The 16028-nt window shown below is 67.9% G+C and carries 15 protein-coding genes and 1 pseudogene; 12 read left to right on the top strand and 4 right to left on the bottom strand.

Features of this window, described 5'->3' with window-relative positions; translation table 11 throughout:
• The first annotated feature begins 18 nt into the window (after positions 1-18).
• The 4 genes from K3U94_RS08200 to holA all read left to right on the top strand — a co-directional run bounded on the left by K3U94_RS08200 (position 19) and on the right by holA (position 4047).
• Positions 19-555 carry a DUF4352 domain-containing protein gene (locus K3U94_RS08200; RefSeq protein ID WP_047319959.1) on the top strand — a complete coding sequence of 179 codons (537 nt, stop codon included), beginning with the start codon at positions 19-21 and terminating at the stop codon, positions 553-555.
• A gap of 99 nt (positions 556-654) precedes the next feature.
• Positions 655-1506 (top strand): ComEA family DNA-binding protein, encoded by an 852-nt coding sequence (locus K3U94_RS08205; protein ID WP_220696185.1) that lies wholly within the window; start codon positions 655-657, stop codon positions 1504-1506.
• A gap of 3 nt (positions 1507-1509) precedes the next feature.
• Entirely contained in the window at positions 1510-3072 is a 1563-nt protein-coding gene (locus K3U94_RS08210; protein WP_220696186.1) for a ComEC/Rec2 family competence protein, read from the top strand.
• Positions 3073-3084: 12 nt separating this feature from the next.
• On the top strand, positions 3085-4047 hold the full coding sequence (holA, locus tag K3U94_RS08215; RefSeq protein WP_220696187.1) for a DNA polymerase III subunit delta: 963 nt from the start codon (positions 3085-3087) through the stop codon (positions 4045-4047).
• Positions 4048-4116: 69 nt separating this feature from the next.
• Here holA and rpsT read toward each other — a convergent pair whose 3' ends face one another.
• Entirely contained in the window at positions 4117-4377 is a 261-nt protein-coding gene (gene rpsT / locus K3U94_RS08220; protein ID WP_047319963.1) for a 30S ribosomal protein S20, read from the bottom strand.
• Positions 4378-4477: 100 nt separating this feature from the next.
• Positions 4478-5335, bottom strand: a complete 858-nt coding sequence (locus K3U94_RS08225; protein ID WP_047319964.1) for a ribonuclease Z — start codon at positions 5333-5335, stop codon at positions 4478-4480.
• A gap of 126 nt (positions 5336-5461) precedes the next feature.
• On the opposite strand from K3U94_RS08225, the gene K3U94_RS08230 reads away from it, so the two are divergent.
• The gene (locus K3U94_RS08230; protein ID WP_220696188.1) at positions 5462-5890 is read left to right on the top strand and encodes a CBS domain-containing protein; all 429 of its coding nucleotides are present in this window, start codon (positions 5462-5464) and stop codon (positions 5888-5890) included.
• Positions 5891-5909: 19 nt separating this feature from the next.
• On the opposite strand, the gene K3U94_RS08235 is transcribed toward K3U94_RS08230, so the two are convergent.
• On the bottom strand, positions 5910-6524 hold the full coding sequence (locus tag K3U94_RS08235; protein WP_047320019.1) for a type II toxin-antitoxin system PemK/MazF family toxin: 615 nt from the start codon (positions 6522-6524) through the stop codon (positions 5910-5912).
• 588 nt (positions 6525-7112) lie between these two features.
• On the opposite strand from K3U94_RS08235, the gene K3U94_RS08240 reads away from it, so the two are divergent.
• The 4 genes from K3U94_RS08240 to K3U94_RS08255 all read left to right on the top strand — a co-directional run bounded on the left by K3U94_RS08240 (position 7113) and on the right by K3U94_RS08255 (position 11327).
• Positions 7113-7667 (top strand): hypothetical protein, encoded by a 555-nt coding sequence (locus K3U94_RS08240; RefSeq protein ID WP_220696189.1) that lies wholly within the window; start codon positions 7113-7115, stop codon positions 7665-7667.
• A 349-nt stretch (positions 7668-8016) separates the two neighbouring features.
• Positions 8017-8556 (top strand): hypothetical protein, encoded by a 540-nt coding sequence (locus K3U94_RS08245; protein WP_047319967.1) that lies wholly within the window; start codon positions 8017-8019, stop codon positions 8554-8556.
• Between the two features lie 162 nt (positions 8557-8718).
• Positions 8719-10563, top strand: coding sequence for a translation elongation factor 4 (gene lepA / locus K3U94_RS08250; RefSeq protein WP_230987590.1), 1845 nt, complete (start codon positions 8719-8721; stop codon positions 10561-10563).
• Positions 10563-11327, top strand: a complete 765-nt coding sequence (locus tag K3U94_RS08255; RefSeq protein WP_220696190.1) for a sensor domain-containing protein — start codon at positions 10563-10565, stop codon at positions 11325-11327. Before lepA ends, K3U94_RS08255 begins: the two co-directional genes overlap by 1 nt.
• An 80-nt stretch (positions 11328-11407) precedes the next feature.
• Here K3U94_RS08255 and K3U94_RS08260 read toward each other — a convergent pair.
• A pseudogene (locus K3U94_RS08260) lies at positions 11408-13315 on the bottom strand (glycoside hydrolase family 15 protein); the annotation flags it as partial.
• A gap of 274 nt (positions 13316-13589) precedes the next feature.
• Here K3U94_RS08260 and K3U94_RS08265 point away from each other — a divergent pair.
• From K3U94_RS08265 to cysT, 3 genes are all read left to right on the top strand, one after another.
• On the top strand, positions 13590-13787 hold the full coding sequence (locus K3U94_RS08265; RefSeq protein WP_047320021.1) for a hypothetical protein: 198 nt from the start codon (positions 13590-13592) through the stop codon (positions 13785-13787).
• A 360-nt stretch (positions 13788-14147) separates the two neighbouring features.
• Complete coding sequence (locus K3U94_RS08270) at positions 14148-15179, top strand: extracellular solute-binding protein (RefSeq protein WP_047319970.1); 1032 nt, start codon at positions 14148-14150, stop codon at positions 15177-15179.
• Entirely contained in the window at positions 15176-16027 is an 852-nt protein-coding gene (gene cysT, locus K3U94_RS08275; RefSeq protein ID WP_220696191.1) for a sulfate ABC transporter permease subunit CysT, read from the top strand. The genes K3U94_RS08270 and cysT overlap by 4 nt, the downstream gene beginning before the upstream one ends.
• Position 16028 lies beyond the last annotated feature (1 nt).

Raw genomic sequence — 16028 nt, forward strand, 5'->3', positions numbered from 1 at the left:
TTTTGTAGGCTGGACCTCATGAGACGGTGGGTCGTCGCGCTCTGTGTCCTGGTCTTGTCTCTCGTGTCGTGCTCGGGGGAGCCGGCGCAGAAGGCCACCACGGACTCGTCACCGGGGGCCACGCAGAGTGCGGCCCCGAGGCCGCCCGCGCACATCGGCCAGACGCTGGACCTGATGCGGATCGGCGGGCAGAAGATCGCTGTGACGTTGACGGAGGTCATCGCGCCGGCAACCGTCCCGAACGGCTGGGGCGCGGCCGGCAAGACCTACCTCGCCACCAAGCTGCGGATCGAGAACGCCGGAACCACGACCATCGTCGGCAACAGCAACAGTGATGTCACCGTGGTGGGTTCCGACGAGCAGAACTACCAGGCCGACTTCGCCACCGTGACCGAGTGCAAGGACTTCGCCTACGGCTGGTTCTTGATCCCCGCCGGCGCATCGAACACCGGTTGCGTGGTCTTCGCGCTGCCCACCGGGGTCACTGCGGCGAAGGTGCGGTACACGCCGTCGTCGGGCATCTCGCACGACGTCGGGGAGTGGCTGAACCCCTAGCGAGAAGGGTTGTGCACAGCCCGGGATCGATCCACAGATCCGGCCCGAACCGTGCGGTGAGCGAGCCGGGTCGACGGTGCCGGCACCTACCGTCGGCGCATGGCATCAGAACTACCCGGCGAGCGGCTGCAGCGTCGACTCGGCCTGCTGCCGGAATCCGAGAGTGGCGACCACACCTCCGAAGCCGGCGACGAGGCTGACCCGAATTCGTTGCTGCCGCGGTGGCTGCCCGACGCCGCAGCAGAAACGGGCTGGCTTGCCCGAGTGCGGGCCGACCCGGGCCGAGCCGGTGCGATCGCCCTCGCGGTGATCGCCGCAGTCGCCGTGCTCATCACGGTGTTCACCGTGCTGCGGGACCAGCCCGCGCCGGTGATCAGCGCCAAACTGCCACCGGTGGAGATGGTTTCGACCGCCAGCCCGCGCACCGAGGATCTGGCCGCCAGCTCCGCGGCGCCGCCCGTTGAGCAGGTGGTGGTCAGCGTGGTCGGGCTGGTGCACAAGCCGGGTCTGACGACATTGGCGCCCGGCTCCCGGATCGCCGACGCGTTGACCGCGGCCGGCGGCGCCCTCGACGGCGCGGATACGGTGGGGCTGAACCTGGCCCGGCCCCTGGTCGACGGCGAACAGATCGTGGTCGGTCTGGCACCGCCGCCCGGCCTGCCGGTACTGGGCAGTTCGGTCGGCGCGGTCACGCCGGCCGCGGATGCGCCACGTACCAGCACCGCACCGACACCTGCCGGGCCCGGCCCCAAACCGGGCGAGCCGGTCAACCTCAACACCGCGACGGTCGAGCAGCTCGACGCCCTGCCCGGGGTGGGTCCGGTGACCGCGGCCGCCATCGTGGCCTGGCGCGACACGCACGGGAAGTTCACCAGCGTCGATCAGCTCGGCGACGTCGACGGAATCGGCCCGGCGCGCCTGGACAAGCTGCGTGCCCTGGTTCGTGTCTGACCCGTGACGCCGCCGGCGGCCGCACCGGCGCCGGCGGCCCGGCTCGACGTTCGGCTGGTGCCGGCGGCGGTGGTCGGCTGGCTGGTCACGGCGGCCGGCATCCAGTGGCAGATCGGCGGCGTCCTAGCCGCGCTGTGTGCTCTGCTGGGTGTGACAGCCGGCGTGCTGTACTGCTACGCCGGACGGCTCCGGCGCCCCGGTTGGCGGCTGGTGAGTGCGGCGGTTGCCGCGGCGTCGATGACGGGGGTGGGCTTCGGGTGGGCGGTTGCGTTGCGTACCGCCGCCGTCGAGCACCATCCGATCAGCGCGGTGGTCGGCACGACGGCGGCGGTGACGGTCACCCCGAGTGAGAGCCCGCTGCCGGCCGGCGCGCGCCGGGTGATGTTTCGGGCCACCTTGCAGCGCCTCGATGACGCGGTCGCGTCGGGCCGGGTGGTGGTATTCGCCTCCGGCGTCGAATTCGGCGAGGTGATGGTCGGCCAGTCGATGGCGTTTCGCGCCAAGGTCGCCCGCCCGGACCGGCGGGATCTGTCGGTGGCGGTGCTCACGGCCACCGGCACTCCGGTGCGCGGCCGGCCGGGACCGGTCGCGCGGGCAGCACATCGGGTTCGGGCCCGGTTCGCGATCGTCGCCGCGCGGGCGCTGCCCGACGAGCAGGCCCGGATGCTGCCCGCGTTGGTGCTCGGCGACACCTCGGCGATCACCGCCGCCACCGGGCGAGACTTTCGGGCCGCGGGGCTGACCCACCTGATGGCGGTCTCCGGCGCCAACGTGACGATCGTCTGCGGTGCGGTGCTGTTCTCGGCGCGACTGGTCGGGCCGCGCGCCGCCGCGGTACTGGCCGGGATTGCACTGGTCGCATTCGTGATCGTCGTGCAGCCCACGGCCAGTGTGTTGCGGGCGGCGGTGATGGGAGCTATCGCGCTGTTGGGCGTGCTCTCAGCGCGCAGCCGCCAGGCGGTGCCGAGCCTGGCCGCCAGTGTGCTGGTGCTGCTGGCGTTGGCCCCGCACCTGGCGGTCGACGTCGGGTTCGCGCTGTCGGTGGTGGCCACCGCGGCGTTGGTGCTCATCGCACCGGTCTGGACGTCCCGGCTGGTGGCCCATGGGTGGCCTCGGCCGCTGGCCGCCGCGGTCTGTGTGGCGTGGGCCGCCAACCTGGTCACCGCGCCGTTGATCGCAGGCATCTCTGGGCGGCTCAGCCTGGTCAGCACTGTGGCCAACCTGGCGGTGGCGGCGCTGGTCGCGCCGATCACCGTGCTGGGCAGCGCGGCGGCGGTCTTGTGCGGGTGGTGGCCGGCGGGCGCCTCGCTGTTGATCCGTTTCACCGGACCGGAGTTGTGGTGGGTCTGCCGCGTCGCGCGCTGGTCCGGCGGGGTTCCCGCCGCCACCGTGCCGGTGCCGCAGGGCGTGGTGGGGGTCGTCGGGGTCGGTGCCGCCGCCGTCCTGGTGGTGGTGTGTTGGCGATGGCGGTGGTGCCGGCGGGTGCTGGCCGCGTTGGCACTGTGCCTGCTGGCGTGGTCGGCCACGCAGGTGTTGACCGCCTGGGCGGGTGTCGGCACAGCGTGACACGATTGGCGGGTGAGCCAATCGGTTTCGCCGCTGCATCTGATCCTCGGGGATGAGGAACTGCTGGTCGAACGGGCCGTTGGCCAGGTACTGGCCGCAGTTCGGAAGCAGGCCGGCAGCACCGACATACCGGTGGACCGGTTGCGGGCCGGTGAGGTCGAGGCGGGCGAGCTCGCCGAGCTGCTGAGCCCGTCGCTGTTCGCCGACGAACGGGTGGTGGTGCTCGAGGCCGCCGCCGAAGCCGGGAAGGAGGCCGTGGCGCTGATCGCCGCCACGGCCGAGGACGTCCCGCTGGGCACCGTGCTGGTGGTGGTGCATTCCGGGGCCGGCCGGGCCAAGGCGCTGGCCGGGCAGCTGCGGGAACTCGGTGCCGAGGTGCACACCTGTGCCCGCATCACCAAGGCCTCCGAACGTGCCGACTTCGTCCGGGCCGAGTTCCGCGGGCTCAAGGTTCGAGTCGATGACGCCTGCGTGACGGCGCTGCTCGACGCAGTGGGCTCTGACATTCGCGAACTGGCCGCGGCCTGCTCGCAGCTGGTCGCCGATACCGGTGGGCACGTCGACGCCATCGCGGTGCGGCGCTATCACAGCGGCAAAGCCGAGGTGAAGGGGTTCGACGTCGCCGATCGGGCGGTCGTCGGCGACGTCGCCGGTGCCACCGAGGCACTGCGCTGGGCGATGATTCGCGGCGAACCGCACGTGGTGCTGGCCGACGCCTTGGCCGAGGCGGTTCACACCATCGCCCGGGTGAGGTCCAAGTCGGGTGATTCGTACCGGCTGGCCGGTGAATTGGGCATGCCGCCCTGGCGGGTGCAGAAGGCGCAGAAGCAGTCGCGGTTTTGGTCGCCGGGGACCATGGCGGCCGCGGTGCGGCTGGTGGCCGCCCTCAACGCTGACGTCAAAGGCGCCGCTGCCGACGCCGACTACGCACTGGAGGCCGCGGTCCGCGGGGTCGCCGAGTTGGCCGACCGCTGATCCGGGCAACACGAAGGCCCCTGTTCGCCAGTGGAATCAGGGGCCTGCGGTTGCGGGCAATCCGCTAGGTCAGAGCTGGTTGAGCGCCTTCGCCAGCGCCGACTTCTTGTTGGCGGCCTGGTTCTTGTGGATGACGCCCTTGCTGGCGGCCTGGTCCAGCTTGCGGCTGGTCGAAGCCAGCAGCACGCCGGCCTTGTCCTTGTCGCCGGCTGCGGCGGCCTCACGGAAGGCACGGATCGCGGTGCGCACCGCCGACTTCACCGACTGGTTGCGCAGCCGGGCCTGCTCGTTGGTCCGGTTGCGCTTCACCTGCGACTTGATGTTGGCCACGGAGTAATTCCTTCGCAAAAACTTGAGTTGGGTTCGCCTCCCGACACGGGAGCAACAGCTGTTCAGGGTACCAGCTGGCCCGGCAACTCCCCAACTCGACTCAGCTGCGGGCGGTCACCTCGACTCGGTGCAGGTCGTCGCCGAGTTCGATCGGACCGTCGAACTCCGCGGCCGCCAGCGCCCGCCACTGCTCCTCCTGCCCGGGTGCGATGGCAGGTACATAGTGCGTCAGCACCAGAATGCCCACCCCGGCCCGTTGGGCGGTCGCGGCCGCCTGGGCCACCGAAGAGTGATAGTCGCAGATATCGCGGATCCGCTGCTGGGGCAGCAACTCGATGAGGTCGCTGCGGATGACGGTGTGCACCAGCGCACCGGCCCCGCTCGCCAGCTCGTCGAGGCTCTCGCAGGGCACGGTGTCGCCGGCCGCCACCACCGAGGCGGTCCCGTTTTCGTCGGAGTGCTCGATCCGGAAGCCGATCGTCGGCGTCACCGGCCGGTGGTCGGTGGGCGCAACGGTGATCCGCACGCCGTCGCGATCCCAGACCTGGCCCGCGGTGTGTTCCTGCACGTCCACCGGGGGCGGGGCGGTCAGATCGTCGTGATGGGCGATGCGGTAGCCGATGTCGTGGCCGAACGCTCGCAAGGTCGCCTCCACCACCTCCGCGGTGCCCGGCGGCCCGATGATCGGCAGCGGCGGGGCATCCGGGGTGAAGGTGGTGACCCACCGGGTGATCAGCAGATCGCCCAGGTCGGCGATGTGGTCGCTGTGCAGGTGGGTGAGCAGCAGCGCCGACAGGGTGCTGGCCGAGCTGCCCGCCGCTGCCAAACGCTGCAGCACCCCTCGTCCGCAGTCGACCAGCAGTTGCTGGCCGCCGGCTCGGATCAGCGTCGACGGGCCGGCGCGGTTCGGGTCGGGGATCGGGCTTCCGGTGCCCAGCAGCGTGATCTCGATCGTCATGACGTCACATATGCCACAGATGGCGCTCGTGCGCTACGCGATCGGCTCAGTTTCGTTATCGCCACCCCCGGCCGGGCCAAATGGCCTAGCCTGGTGTGAAGCAGATCACTGCGGCGGGAGGCGTCAATGCGGATCGCGGATGTATTGCGGAACAAGGGTGCGGCGGTGGTGACCATCCATCCGGATGCCACCGTCATGGAGTTGCTCGCGGGCCTGGCTGAGCACAACATCGGCGCCATGGTCGTGATCGGGCCCGATGGCCTGGAGGGGGTGGCCTCCGAGCGCGACGTGGTACGCCAGTTACACGTCCACGGCGCCAGCCTGCTGGTCCGGCCGGTATCGGCCATCATGACCCGCGTGGTGGCGACCTGCACCAAGAGCGACTCCGCCGACGACGTCAGCATGTTGATGACCGAGCACCGCGCACGTCACATCCCGGTACTCGAAAACGGCCGATTGGCCGGGATCGTCAGCATCGGCGACGTTGTCAAGTCCCGCATGGAGGAGCTGCAGGCCGAACACGAGCAGCTGCGTGACTACATCGCCCAGGGCTAGCTAGATCGGAGGGGCTGCGTCAGCTCCACGAGTAGTCGCTGCGCAGTCGGGCGGCCACCACCTCGAACACCGAGCGCTCCAGAATGGCGCCTTCGCGCCGGATCGATTCCTCGGGCACGTCGAGCACTCGGTCGAGCCGCACCCAGCTGATCCGGCGGGCGTCGTCCCAGTTGCCCGCACCGATACCGACCCAGTTCCTGTCGTCGGCGTGCCGTTGCCGGCTGGACAGCATCAGGCCCAGCAGTGTGTTGCGGTCGCGGCCGACGACCAGCACCGGTCGGTCCTTGCCCTGGTCCGGTTCGTCCTCATAGGCCACCCACGTCCAGACGATCTCGCCCGGGTCGGCGCGGCCGTTGAGGTCGGGGGAGTAGACGAGCCGGCGTGCGCGGTGTGCGGTAGGCACACTGCTGTCGGTTACCGGGCGCCCGGCGGGGATCTCCGTCGGCGGCTCTGATGTCGCGCCGGTGAGCATTTCCAGGCCGATCTTGATGCCCTGCTCGATACCGCGTTGGATGCGCTGCTGGACCTGCGGTGCCTGTTCGAGTTGGCGGATGAACCGGGGAGCCTCGTTGAACACCAGGTGCTCGGCGAATCGCTGCACCGTCTCCCATGGAGTCTTCCGCGGGGAAGCCATGTTCGCAGCATAGGCGAAACGCGCTTCGGGCATGGGTGTCTGGGCCTCGCCAGAGCTGTGCCGGCGATCATCCCTCCTTGACGCGAACGTAAACGAAAAGCACAGGAATCTGTACGAAAACTGATGTCCCACTTGTGTTGTCCGCAGAGAGGCATCGGCGTACGGTACGGGAATATTGATTCACAGGGGGCTTCTTCTCAACGGGCCGGCGCAGGTATAACCCGTCGTCAGCCGGACGGAAGATTTCAATCGGTGGGTGGAAGTCGCCGAAAGCCGCAGTCTGGGGAGGTTCTTGGCTTTTCCTCCGGGGGTGCTTGAAATGGGGCAAGTCACCGCCCGGAACGACATGTATGGCATGGCGTTCGCCGGCAACTGATGCCTTGGCTGAGTCCGGTGGGTGATCGCCCGGGTCCTTCTGCGCGCCGAGGGGCTATCAGGAGGTATATGGATTTGCGCAGCTATCACGCAGGGTTTCAATCGTAACAGGATTAGTGAAACTGACAGAGCCCCTGCGGCTTTCAGTGGTTGTGCTGGGGGGCTCCTGGGGCGGACCACCGCCAAAGAGAGACATCGCGAAAGGCATTGAACATGAGCATGCGCAAATTTGTCGTCGTTGGTGGCTTCGCCGCCGGCGCGGCGTTCATATTGGCGCCGTTGGCATCTGCCGACACCGACCCCTTGACGTCCGTGGTGGACAGCGAGATCGCGTCGATGAACTTCCTCTTCGGGACCGACACCTTCTTGGCGGGCGTCCCCTCCACGGACGTCACCACGGGCCCGCAGGGCTTCGACATCATCAACCCCGCGGACGTGTCTACGGTTCAGGACAGTGGCACGACCGCTTTCGATTACCTGGTCTACGGCTTCAATCCGGAGGAGGCCGGACTGGCCTCCGATCCGGGTGCCTACAACGTCTACAACGGCGCGATGGTTCCGTTCGACGACGGCATCAACTCGCTGTTGTACGCGATGATGAACAACGGCGCTGTGCTCGATTGGGACGGCGGCACCGGCGACCTGCTTGGCGGGAACAGCATGGAGGACATCGCCAATAGCGCCGCCAGTGGCTGGGCAGAAGCCGCCAGCTACTTCCAGTTCGCCTGGGGCGACTTGATGGGCTTCTTCGGCATCTTCGACTCCTAGCCGCAGGCCGAACCGAAACCCCCGGAGGATCGTCTCCGGGGGCTTCGTCTTGCCGTGGGTACCACCGGTCCCGATGTTCACTTGGGGGTATTCGGGACATCGGACGCGGTGCGCGGGCGGCCCGGATCGTGATCCTGAACACAGTTCGACGTGCACAAATACTGCTCGCCCTGGGGCGAACATGGGGAAGAACCCGAAGAAACCAAAATACGAGTGAACATTCACTTGTATTGATCACAGGTCTTTGTTAGATTTTATCCGGCTCACAGCAACGGTGCTGGGGGGAGCTTCCGGCGGGGGTGGGGAAACCGGCCGCCGGGCAGTGAGGATGAAGGGCATTTTGGGGGGAATGGACATGCGGAAAATCGGTGTGCTCGGCAGCTTTGCCGCTGGTACGGCACTCGCGTTGGCGCCGTTGGCGGCTGCCGACGACTCGACCGGCTTCGACTTCAGCTCGGTGCTGGCGAGTGAGATCCAGTCGATGAACTTCCTCTTCGAGTCGCAGGCCACCCTGGCCGGCGTGGGCGACAAGGTCATCGATGCCTCCGAGGCCAACCCGTTCCTCACCATCAACCAAGACGACGTGAACGCCGCCTTCGGCATGATGCTCTACGGCGTCAACTGGGAAGACGAGATTTCCAGCGACCCGGGCTCTTACAGCCTGCTCAACGGTGCGTTGACGCAGTTCATCGACGGCAACAACGTGCTGCTGTTCGCGATCCTCAACGGCGGCGACCAGATCGAGTTCGAGAACGCCGCCGACTACCTGTTCGGATCCGACGCCGCGATCGCCGCCAGCCTGGCCGGCGACAGTGCTTGGGAAGATGCCGCCAACTTCTTCCAGGCGGGCATTGCCGACCTCGGCGGTTACTTCGCGATCGACCTGTAATCGTCGTTCGGAAACGCAAACCCCCGGAGCTGGTCTCCGGGGGTTTCGTCTTGACGCCACCGCCTCGCTACCCTGACTAGGCAGATAGGCACCACCGCCCCCGTTCACCAGGAGATTCCCATCAGCAGTTTCGCCGACCAGACCTTCACCGCGCCGGCGCAGATACGGAACTTCTGCATCATCGCCCACATCGACCACGGCAAATCCACCTTGGCCGACCGGATGCTGCAGCTCACCGGCGTCGTCGACGACCGATCGATGCGGGCCCAGTACCTGGACCGGATGGACATCGAGCGGGAACGCGGCATCACCATCAAGGCGCAGAACGTCCGGCTGCCCTGGACGGTCAAGGACCACCCGGAGCAGGGCGCAGGCCAACGCGCGGCATCCGGCGACTACGTGCTGCATCTGATCGACACACCCGGTCACGTCGACTTCACCTACGAGGTATCCCGCGCGCTGGAGGCCTGCGAGGGCGCAGTCCTCCTGGTCGACGCCGCCCAGGGCATCGAGGCCCAGACCCTGGCCAACCTGTACCTGGCGCTGGATCGTGACCTGACCATCATCCCGGTGCTCAACAAGATCGACCTGCCCGCGGCCGACCCGGAGCGTTACGCCGCCGAACTGGCCCACATCATCGGGTGCGAGCCCGAAGACGTGTTGAAGGTCTCCGGGAAGACCGGCGAAGGCGTGGCGGAACTGCTCGACGAGGTGGTCAGGCAGGTGCCTCCGCCCACCGGCGACGCCGACGCGCCCACCCGGGCGATGATCTTCGACTCCGTCTACGACATCTACCGCGGTGTGGTCACCTACGTGCGTGTCGTCGACGGCAAGATCACCCCTCGCGAGAAGATCGCCATGATGTCCACCGGTGCCACCCACGAGCTGCTTGAAGTCGGCATCGTCTCCCCGGAACCCAAGCCCGCCAAGGGGCTTGGTGTCGGCGAGGTGGGTTACTTGATCACCGGCGTGAAGGACGTGCGCCAGTCGAAGGTCGGCGACACCGTCACCACCGCCCGGGGCGGGGCCACCGAGGCGCTCACCGGCTACCGCGAACCCAAACCGATGGTCTACTCCGGGTTGTACCCGGTGGACGGGTCGGACTACCCGAATCTGCGTGACGCCCTGGACAAGTTGCAGCTCAACGACGCCGCCCTGACCTACGAGCCGGAAACCTCGGTGGCGCTGGGCTTCGGGTTCCGCTGCGGCTTCCTGGGCCTGCTGCACATGGAGATCACCCGGGAACGCCTCGAGCGCGAATTCGACCTGGACCTGATCTCCACCTCGCCCAACGTCGTCTACCGGGTGATCGCCGAAGACAACACCGAGATCATCGTCACCAACCCGTCGGACTGGCCGGAAGGCAAGATCCGCACTGTCTACGAGCCCGTCGTCAAGACCACCGTGATCGCCCCGAGCGAGTTCGTCGGCACCATCATGGAACTGTGCCAGTCCCGTCGTGGGGAACTCGGCGGGATGGACTACCTCTCGCCGGAACGCGTCGAGCTGCGCTACACGATGCCGTTGGGCGAGATCATCTTCGACTTTTTCGACTCGCTGAAGTCGCGCACTCGCGGCTACGCCAGCCTGGACTACGAGGAGGCCGGGGAGCAGGAGGCCGACTTGGTCAAGGTCGACATCCTGCTGCAGGGCGAGCCGGTGGACGCGTTCAGTGCGATCGTCCACAAAGACTCGGCCTCGGCCTACGGCAACAAGATGACCACCAAGCTCAAGGAGCTGATCCCGCGCCAGCAGTTCGAAGTGCCGGTGCAGGCCGCGATCGGCTCGAGAATCATTGCCCGCGAGAATATCCGGGCCATCCGCAAGGACGTGTTGTCCAAGTGCTACGGCGGTGACATCACCCGTAAGCGCAAGCTGCTGGAGAAGCAGAAAGAGGGCAAGAAGCGGATGAAGACCATCGGGCGGGTCGATGTGCCGCAGGAGGCGTTCGTCGCGGCGCTGTCCACCGACAGCGGGGGCTCTGCCGGAGATAAGGCCAAGAAGTAGTGGCCTCCCGGGTAGGCACAATCGCGGCGGGCGCGGTGGCGGTCGTGCTGCTCGCCAGCGGGTGCACCACGGTGGTCTCCGGAACTGTCCGGCCCGCACCGGGATTGGCGCCAACCCCGGTGACCGGGATGGCGGTCCGGCAGGTGTTGCTCGACGACTCCGAGTTGTCGAAGCTGACCGGCCAGCCCTTCCGCAGCGACCCCTCCCTGCCGCCGCGGTTCGGCGGCCTCGACGACCTGCCCGACGCCTGGGAGTCGGCGGAGCCGCAAGACTGCGTCGGCGCGGCGGTCGGCGGCCAGCGCAGCGTGTACAGCTCCGCCGGGGTACGGGACGTCGCCCATGAGTTCTGGGACAGCACCGGCGCCGGGGACTCGCCGTTGACCGGGGTGGGCGAAGCGGTGGTCGCACTGGACAGTGCCGCCGACGCCGACGCGCTCTTCGAGAAGTTCGCCGAGCAGTGGGGCAGCTGCGACGGGGTGGTCGTGACGCGCGACAGCGGGGAGGACAGCGAGGCCAGTGGCGAGGTCACCGACGTCTCCGACCAGGACGCGGTGCTGGTGGCCACGGTGCGTACAAGTGTGGACGGCGAAGCGGGACTGCGGGTCTCGCGGGCGCTCGCGGCGCGGGTGAACTGCGTCGTCGACGTTGATGTGTTCTGGTTCGTCGACGAGGACGACCACTCCGGCGCCCCGCCCGCCGGGGACACCACCGCCGCCGACCTGGCCCGGGCGATGCTGGACAAGATCCGCAACCTCAGCGGCTGACCCGCGCCGAACAGACACAAAATCACCGAAAAGGCCCGAATTTTAGGCGATTTTGCGTCTGCTCGCGCAACAGGACCGAGCTACATCGGCGCGTTCGCGGGCTGGAAACCTCCGGTGGAGTCGGCCTCCTCCTCGGCGCGGATCACGTGCACGACGGCGTTGATCAGCGCCAGGTGCGTGAAGGCCTGCGGGAAGTTGCCCAAATGCCGGCCGGTGCGGGGCTCGATCTCCTCGGCGTAGAGGTGCAACGGGCTGGCGAACGACAACAGCCGCTCACACAGATGCTTGGCCCGGCTGACTTCGCCGATCTCGACCAACGCCGAGACCAGCCAGAACGAGCAGATGGTGAAGGTGCCCTCGGCGCCGGACAGCCCGTCGTCGGTCTCCTCGGTCCGGTACCGCAGCACCAGGCCGTCCTCGGTGAGCTCTTCGGCGATCGCCATGACGGTGGCGCGCACCCGCGGGTCATCGGCCGGCAGAAACCGGGTGAGCACCACCAGCAGCAGCGAAGCGTCCAGCGCCGTGCTGCCGTACGTCTGGGTCAGCACGCCGCGGGAATCCACTCCGTTGGCCAACACGTCGGCCTTGATCTCCTCGGCGATCGCCCGCCACTGCTTGGCGTAGGAGACCGCGCCCTGCAGCTCGGCCAGCTTCGACCCGCGGTCCAGCGCCACCCAGCACATCACCTTCGAGGAGGTGAAGTGCTGCGGTTCGCCGCGCACCTCCCAGATGCCCCGGTCGGGTTCGCGCCAGTGCTTGATCGCCTCTTCCACCTGGCGCTTCAGCACCGGCCACAGGGTTTCCGGGATCTGCTCGCGGGACTTGGCGTGCAGGTAGACAGAGTCGAGCATGGTGCCCCAGATGTCGTGCTGCTGCTGGTTGTAGGCGCCATTGCCGATCCGTACCGGACGGGCGTTGTCGTAGCCGGACAGGTGGTCCAGCTCCTGTTCCACCAGCTCATGCTCCCCGCCGACGCCGTACATCACCTGCAACGGGTGTTGCTGTCCGTTGTTGACGCCGGACACGTCGGCGATGAACGAGAAGAAGTCATCGGCCTCGCGGTCCAGTCCCAGCGTGTACAGGCCCCACAGGGTGAACGCCGAGTCGCGTACCCAGCTGTAGCGGTAGTCCCAATTCCGTTCGCCCTGAGGCGTTTCCGGCAGCGACGTGGTGGGCGCGGCCAACAGGGCTCCGGTCGGCGAATAGGTCAGGCCCTTCAGCGTCAGCGCGCTGCGCTGCAGATAGGAGCGCCACGGATGATCGGGGAAGTTCCCGATGTTGATCCACTGTCGCCAGCATTCGGTGGTGTTCCACATTTTGTCGGCGGCTTCGGCATAGCTTTGCGGCGCAGGATGTTTCGACCAGCTCAAGGCCACGAAGACGTCGTCGCCCTCGGTCAGCCGGGTACGGGCCCGGGCCTCGCGGCCCTCCAGTCCCAACCGCAGGTTCGTCGTCAATCGCAGGGTCGGGTGGGCGTCCGGATTCTGCCGGGCCCGCGCGATCGCCTCGCCGTAGGCGTTGGCCGAGTACTCCCAGGTGGCGCTGGTGCGGTGATAGTCGAATGCGGGCTCGCAGCTCATGGTCAACTCGACGGTGCCGCTGACGCAACGCACCGTGCGCAGCAGGATGTGCTCGGCGTCCCAGTCGGTGGGGGTGCGCCGGTGGGTCTGCGACCGTGCGTCGATGTCGTGCCATTTACCCATCACCAGCGCGTCACGCACGATCAGCCAGCCGGTATGGGTCTGCCAGGTGGTCTCCATGATGGGGCTGCCGGGCAGGTAGCGCCGCGCCGCGGGCACCGACACCCCGTACGGCCCGAGCCGAAAGTGCCCCGCGCTGCGGTCCAGCAGGGCGCCGAAAACGCTGGGGGAGTCCGGGCGCGGCAGGCACATCCACTCCACCGAGCCCGCCGCCGAGATCAGGCAGGTGTTCTCGCAGTCCGACAGAAAGGCGTAGTCGGCGATCGGTGGAAACGGGTTGCGGACCTGACTCGGTGACGCCGCATACGGCACCGGAGCGGTCGCCGACAGGGGTGGTGGTGACGGAGCCGCGGCGCCGGTGCCTGCGGCGGGCGTGGTGATTTCCGGCGCGGTCTTGGCGGGTGCATCGCCCGGCGGGGTGTGCAGGTCCATTCCGTCATCATCTCTGGCGGGTCTGCCGCGCGTCTACCCGGATCGGCCGATCCAGGCTTGGGCTGCCGGCCCGCTTCGCCTGGCTTCGCCCGGCTTCGCCGCGCTTGCGGTCGCCGCTAAAGTGGGCTGGGTGGTGGGCTTCCTGAGCTGGTGGGACGGTGTTGAGTTGTGGTTGTCCGGCCTCGGCTTTGTGGTGCAGACCGCGGTGGTGATGCCGGTGGTGTTGTTGCTGGCCTACGGCCTGGCCTCGGTGCTGGACGCGGCCCTGGGGGAGGGAATCCGGGTGCAGGAGCGTGTCCGGCACGGTCGTGACGGCGGGGCCCGCTGATGCCGCGTTCGCAGGTCACGTTGGTGCTGATCGGCCTGATTGTGTTGGTGATCGTCAGCTGGCTGCTGACCCGCTAGACCCGCCGAACCGGGCCGGGCGCTGCCCGCACAGGGCTCTGTTATGCTTCCCCGCATGTTCGCAGCGACCGGTGACCGGCAGCGCCAGATTGTGGCGTTCCCGAAGCTCGCCGTGATCACTTCCGCTGTGGCCGACCTGCACTGTTGTCGCTGATACCGCACCCGTCGGCGTACCGGTGTCGTCTTTGTTGACGCACGTTCTGTAGAAATCGAACGCCTTTCGCGATCCGACGGACAAGCATTCTTGCCGACGTCTATACGGATTCGCCCGGAAAGGTCATCAATGCCCAATACTCTCGCGCGCAGCATCGCGCTGGCACTGGCCGCCGCCATGGCAGTCACCACGCTCGCCGGATGCGGCGGCGGACCCAGCGATGTCGTCGGAGGCGGTGAGCGCTCCGAGGCGCACACCACCCTGACGCTGGTGGCCTACGCGGTTCCCGAGCCCGGCTGGAGCAAGGTGATCCCGGCCTTCTACAACACCGAGGACGGCGCCGACGTCCAGGTCGTCACCTCCTATGGCGCATCGGGCGATCAGTCCCGCGGCGTCGCCAGCGGCAAACCCGCCGACATCGTGAACTTCTCCGTGGAACCCGACGTCACCCGACTGGTGAAGGCCGGCAAGGTCGCCGAGGACTGGAACGCCGACGTCACCAAGGGAATCCCGTTCGGTTCGGTGGTGACCTTGGTGGTCCGGCAGGGCAATCCCAAGCACATCAACGGCTGGGACGACCTGTTGCGGCCCGGGGTCGAGGTGATCAGCCCCAGCCCGCTGAGCTCTGGATCGGCCAAATGGAACCTGCTGGCCCCGTACGCCGTCAAGAGCGAGGGCGGCAAGAACCCGCAGGCAGGCCTGGACTTCATCGAGCAGCTGGTCAGTGACCACTTCAAGCTGCGCCCGGGCTCGGGTCGCGAGGCCACCGATGTGTTCCTGCAGGGCAGCGGCGACGTGCTGATCAGCTACGAGAACGAGGCGATCGCGGTCGAGCGCAAGGGCAAGCCGGTGGAGCACGTCAACCCGTCGCAGACCTTCAAGATCGAAAACCCGTTGGCCGTGGTGACCTCCAGTCGGCACCTTGACACCGTCACCGCGTTCAAGAATTTCCAGTACACGACGGCGGCGCAACGGCTGTGGGCCGAAGCCGGCTTCCGTCCGGTCGACCCGAGCATCGCCGACGAATTCCGCCACACGTTCCCGGACCCCGACAAGCTGTGGACGATCGCCGACCTCGGCGGGTGGGACGTGGTCGACAACGCCCTCTTCGACAAGTCGAGCGGCGCGATCACCAAGATCTACACCCGGGTCACCGGATGAGCGCGACGGTGGTCACCGAGGTGACTCGGCCCGGCGAGGGCGGCGAGCACTCAGGGTTTCGACGGGAAGGGGTGTCGCTGCGCGTCGGTGCTGCCACGGTGTGGCTGTCGCTGATCGTGTTGGCGCCGCTGGCCGCGATCGCCTGGCAGGCCGGCGGCGGTGGGTGGCGTGCGTTCCAGCTGGCGGTCACCTCGCACGCCGCCGTGCAGTCGTTTCGGGTGACGCTGACGATCGCGGCCGGGGTCACCGTGCTCAACCTGCTGTTCGGCCTGTTGATCGCGTGGGTGCTGGTGCGCGACGACTTCTTCGGCAAGCGCTTCATCGACGTGATCATCGACCTGCCGTTCGCGCTGCCCACCATCGTCGCGAGCCTGGTGATGCTGGCGCTCTACGGCCCCGCCAGCCCCGTGCACGTGCACCTGCAGCACACCGCCTGGGGCGTCGGCCTGGCGCTGGCGTTCGTCACGCTGCCGTTCGTGGTGCGGTCGGTGCAACCGGTGCTGCTGGAGATCGATCGGGAGGTCGAGGAAGCCGCCGCGTCGCTGGGCGCCTCCGGGCTGACCATCTTCCGGGCCGTGGTGCTGCCGGCCCTGACACCGGCGCTGCTGACGGGAGCGGGGCTGGCGTTCTCCCGGGCGATCGGCGAGTTCGGTTCGGTGGTGTTGATCGGTGGCGCGGTGCCCGGCAAGACCGAGGTGTCCTCGCAGTGGATCCGGACGTTGATCGAGAACGACGACCGCACCGGTGCGGCGGCGATCTCGCTGGTACTGCTCGGGATTTCGTTCCTGGTGCTGCTCGCCCTGCGGGTGCTGGGGTCGCGAGTGAGCAAGCGGCAGGAGAGGTCCTGAT

It is taken from the genome of Mycolicibacter heraklionensis (assembly GCF_019645815.1).
Taxonomy (GTDB): Bacteria; Actinomycetota; Actinomycetes; order Mycobacteriales; family Mycobacteriaceae; genus Mycobacterium; species Mycobacterium heraklionense.

Coding starts and splice junctions, on each gene's coding strand:
- K3U94_RS08200 (WP_047319959.1), top strand. CDS start 19: ATGAGACGGTGGGTCGTCGCGCTCTGTGTCCTGGTCTTGTCTCTCGTG.
- K3U94_RS08205 (WP_220696185.1), top strand. CDS start 655: ATGGCATCAGAACTACCCGGCGAGCGGCTGCAGCGTCGACTCGGCCTG.
- K3U94_RS08225 (WP_047319964.1), bottom strand. CDS start 5,335: ATGACGATCGAGATCACGCTGCTGGGCACCGGAAGCCCGATCCCCGAC.
- K3U94_RS08230 (WP_220696188.1), top strand. CDS start 5,462: ATGCGGATCGCGGATGTATTGCGGAACAAGGGTGCGGCGGTGGTGACC.
- K3U94_RS08235 (WP_047320019.1), bottom strand. CDS start 6,524: ATGGCTTCCCCGCGGAAGACTCCATGGGAGACGGTGCAGCGATTCGCC.
- K3U94_RS08240 (WP_220696189.1), top strand. CDS start 7,113: ATGAGCATGCGCAAATTTGTCGTCGTTGGTGGCTTCGCCGCCGGCGCG.
- K3U94_RS08245 (WP_047319967.1), top strand. CDS start 8,017: ATGGACATGCGGAAAATCGGTGTGCTCGGCAGCTTTGCCGCTGGTACG.
- K3U94_RS08270 (WP_047319970.1), top strand. CDS start 14,148: ATGCCCAATACTCTCGCGCGCAGCATCGCGCTGGCACTGGCCGCCGCC.
- cysT (WP_220696191.1), top strand. CDS start 15,176: ATGAGCGCGACGGTGGTCACCGAGGTGACTCGGCCCGGCGAGGGCGGC.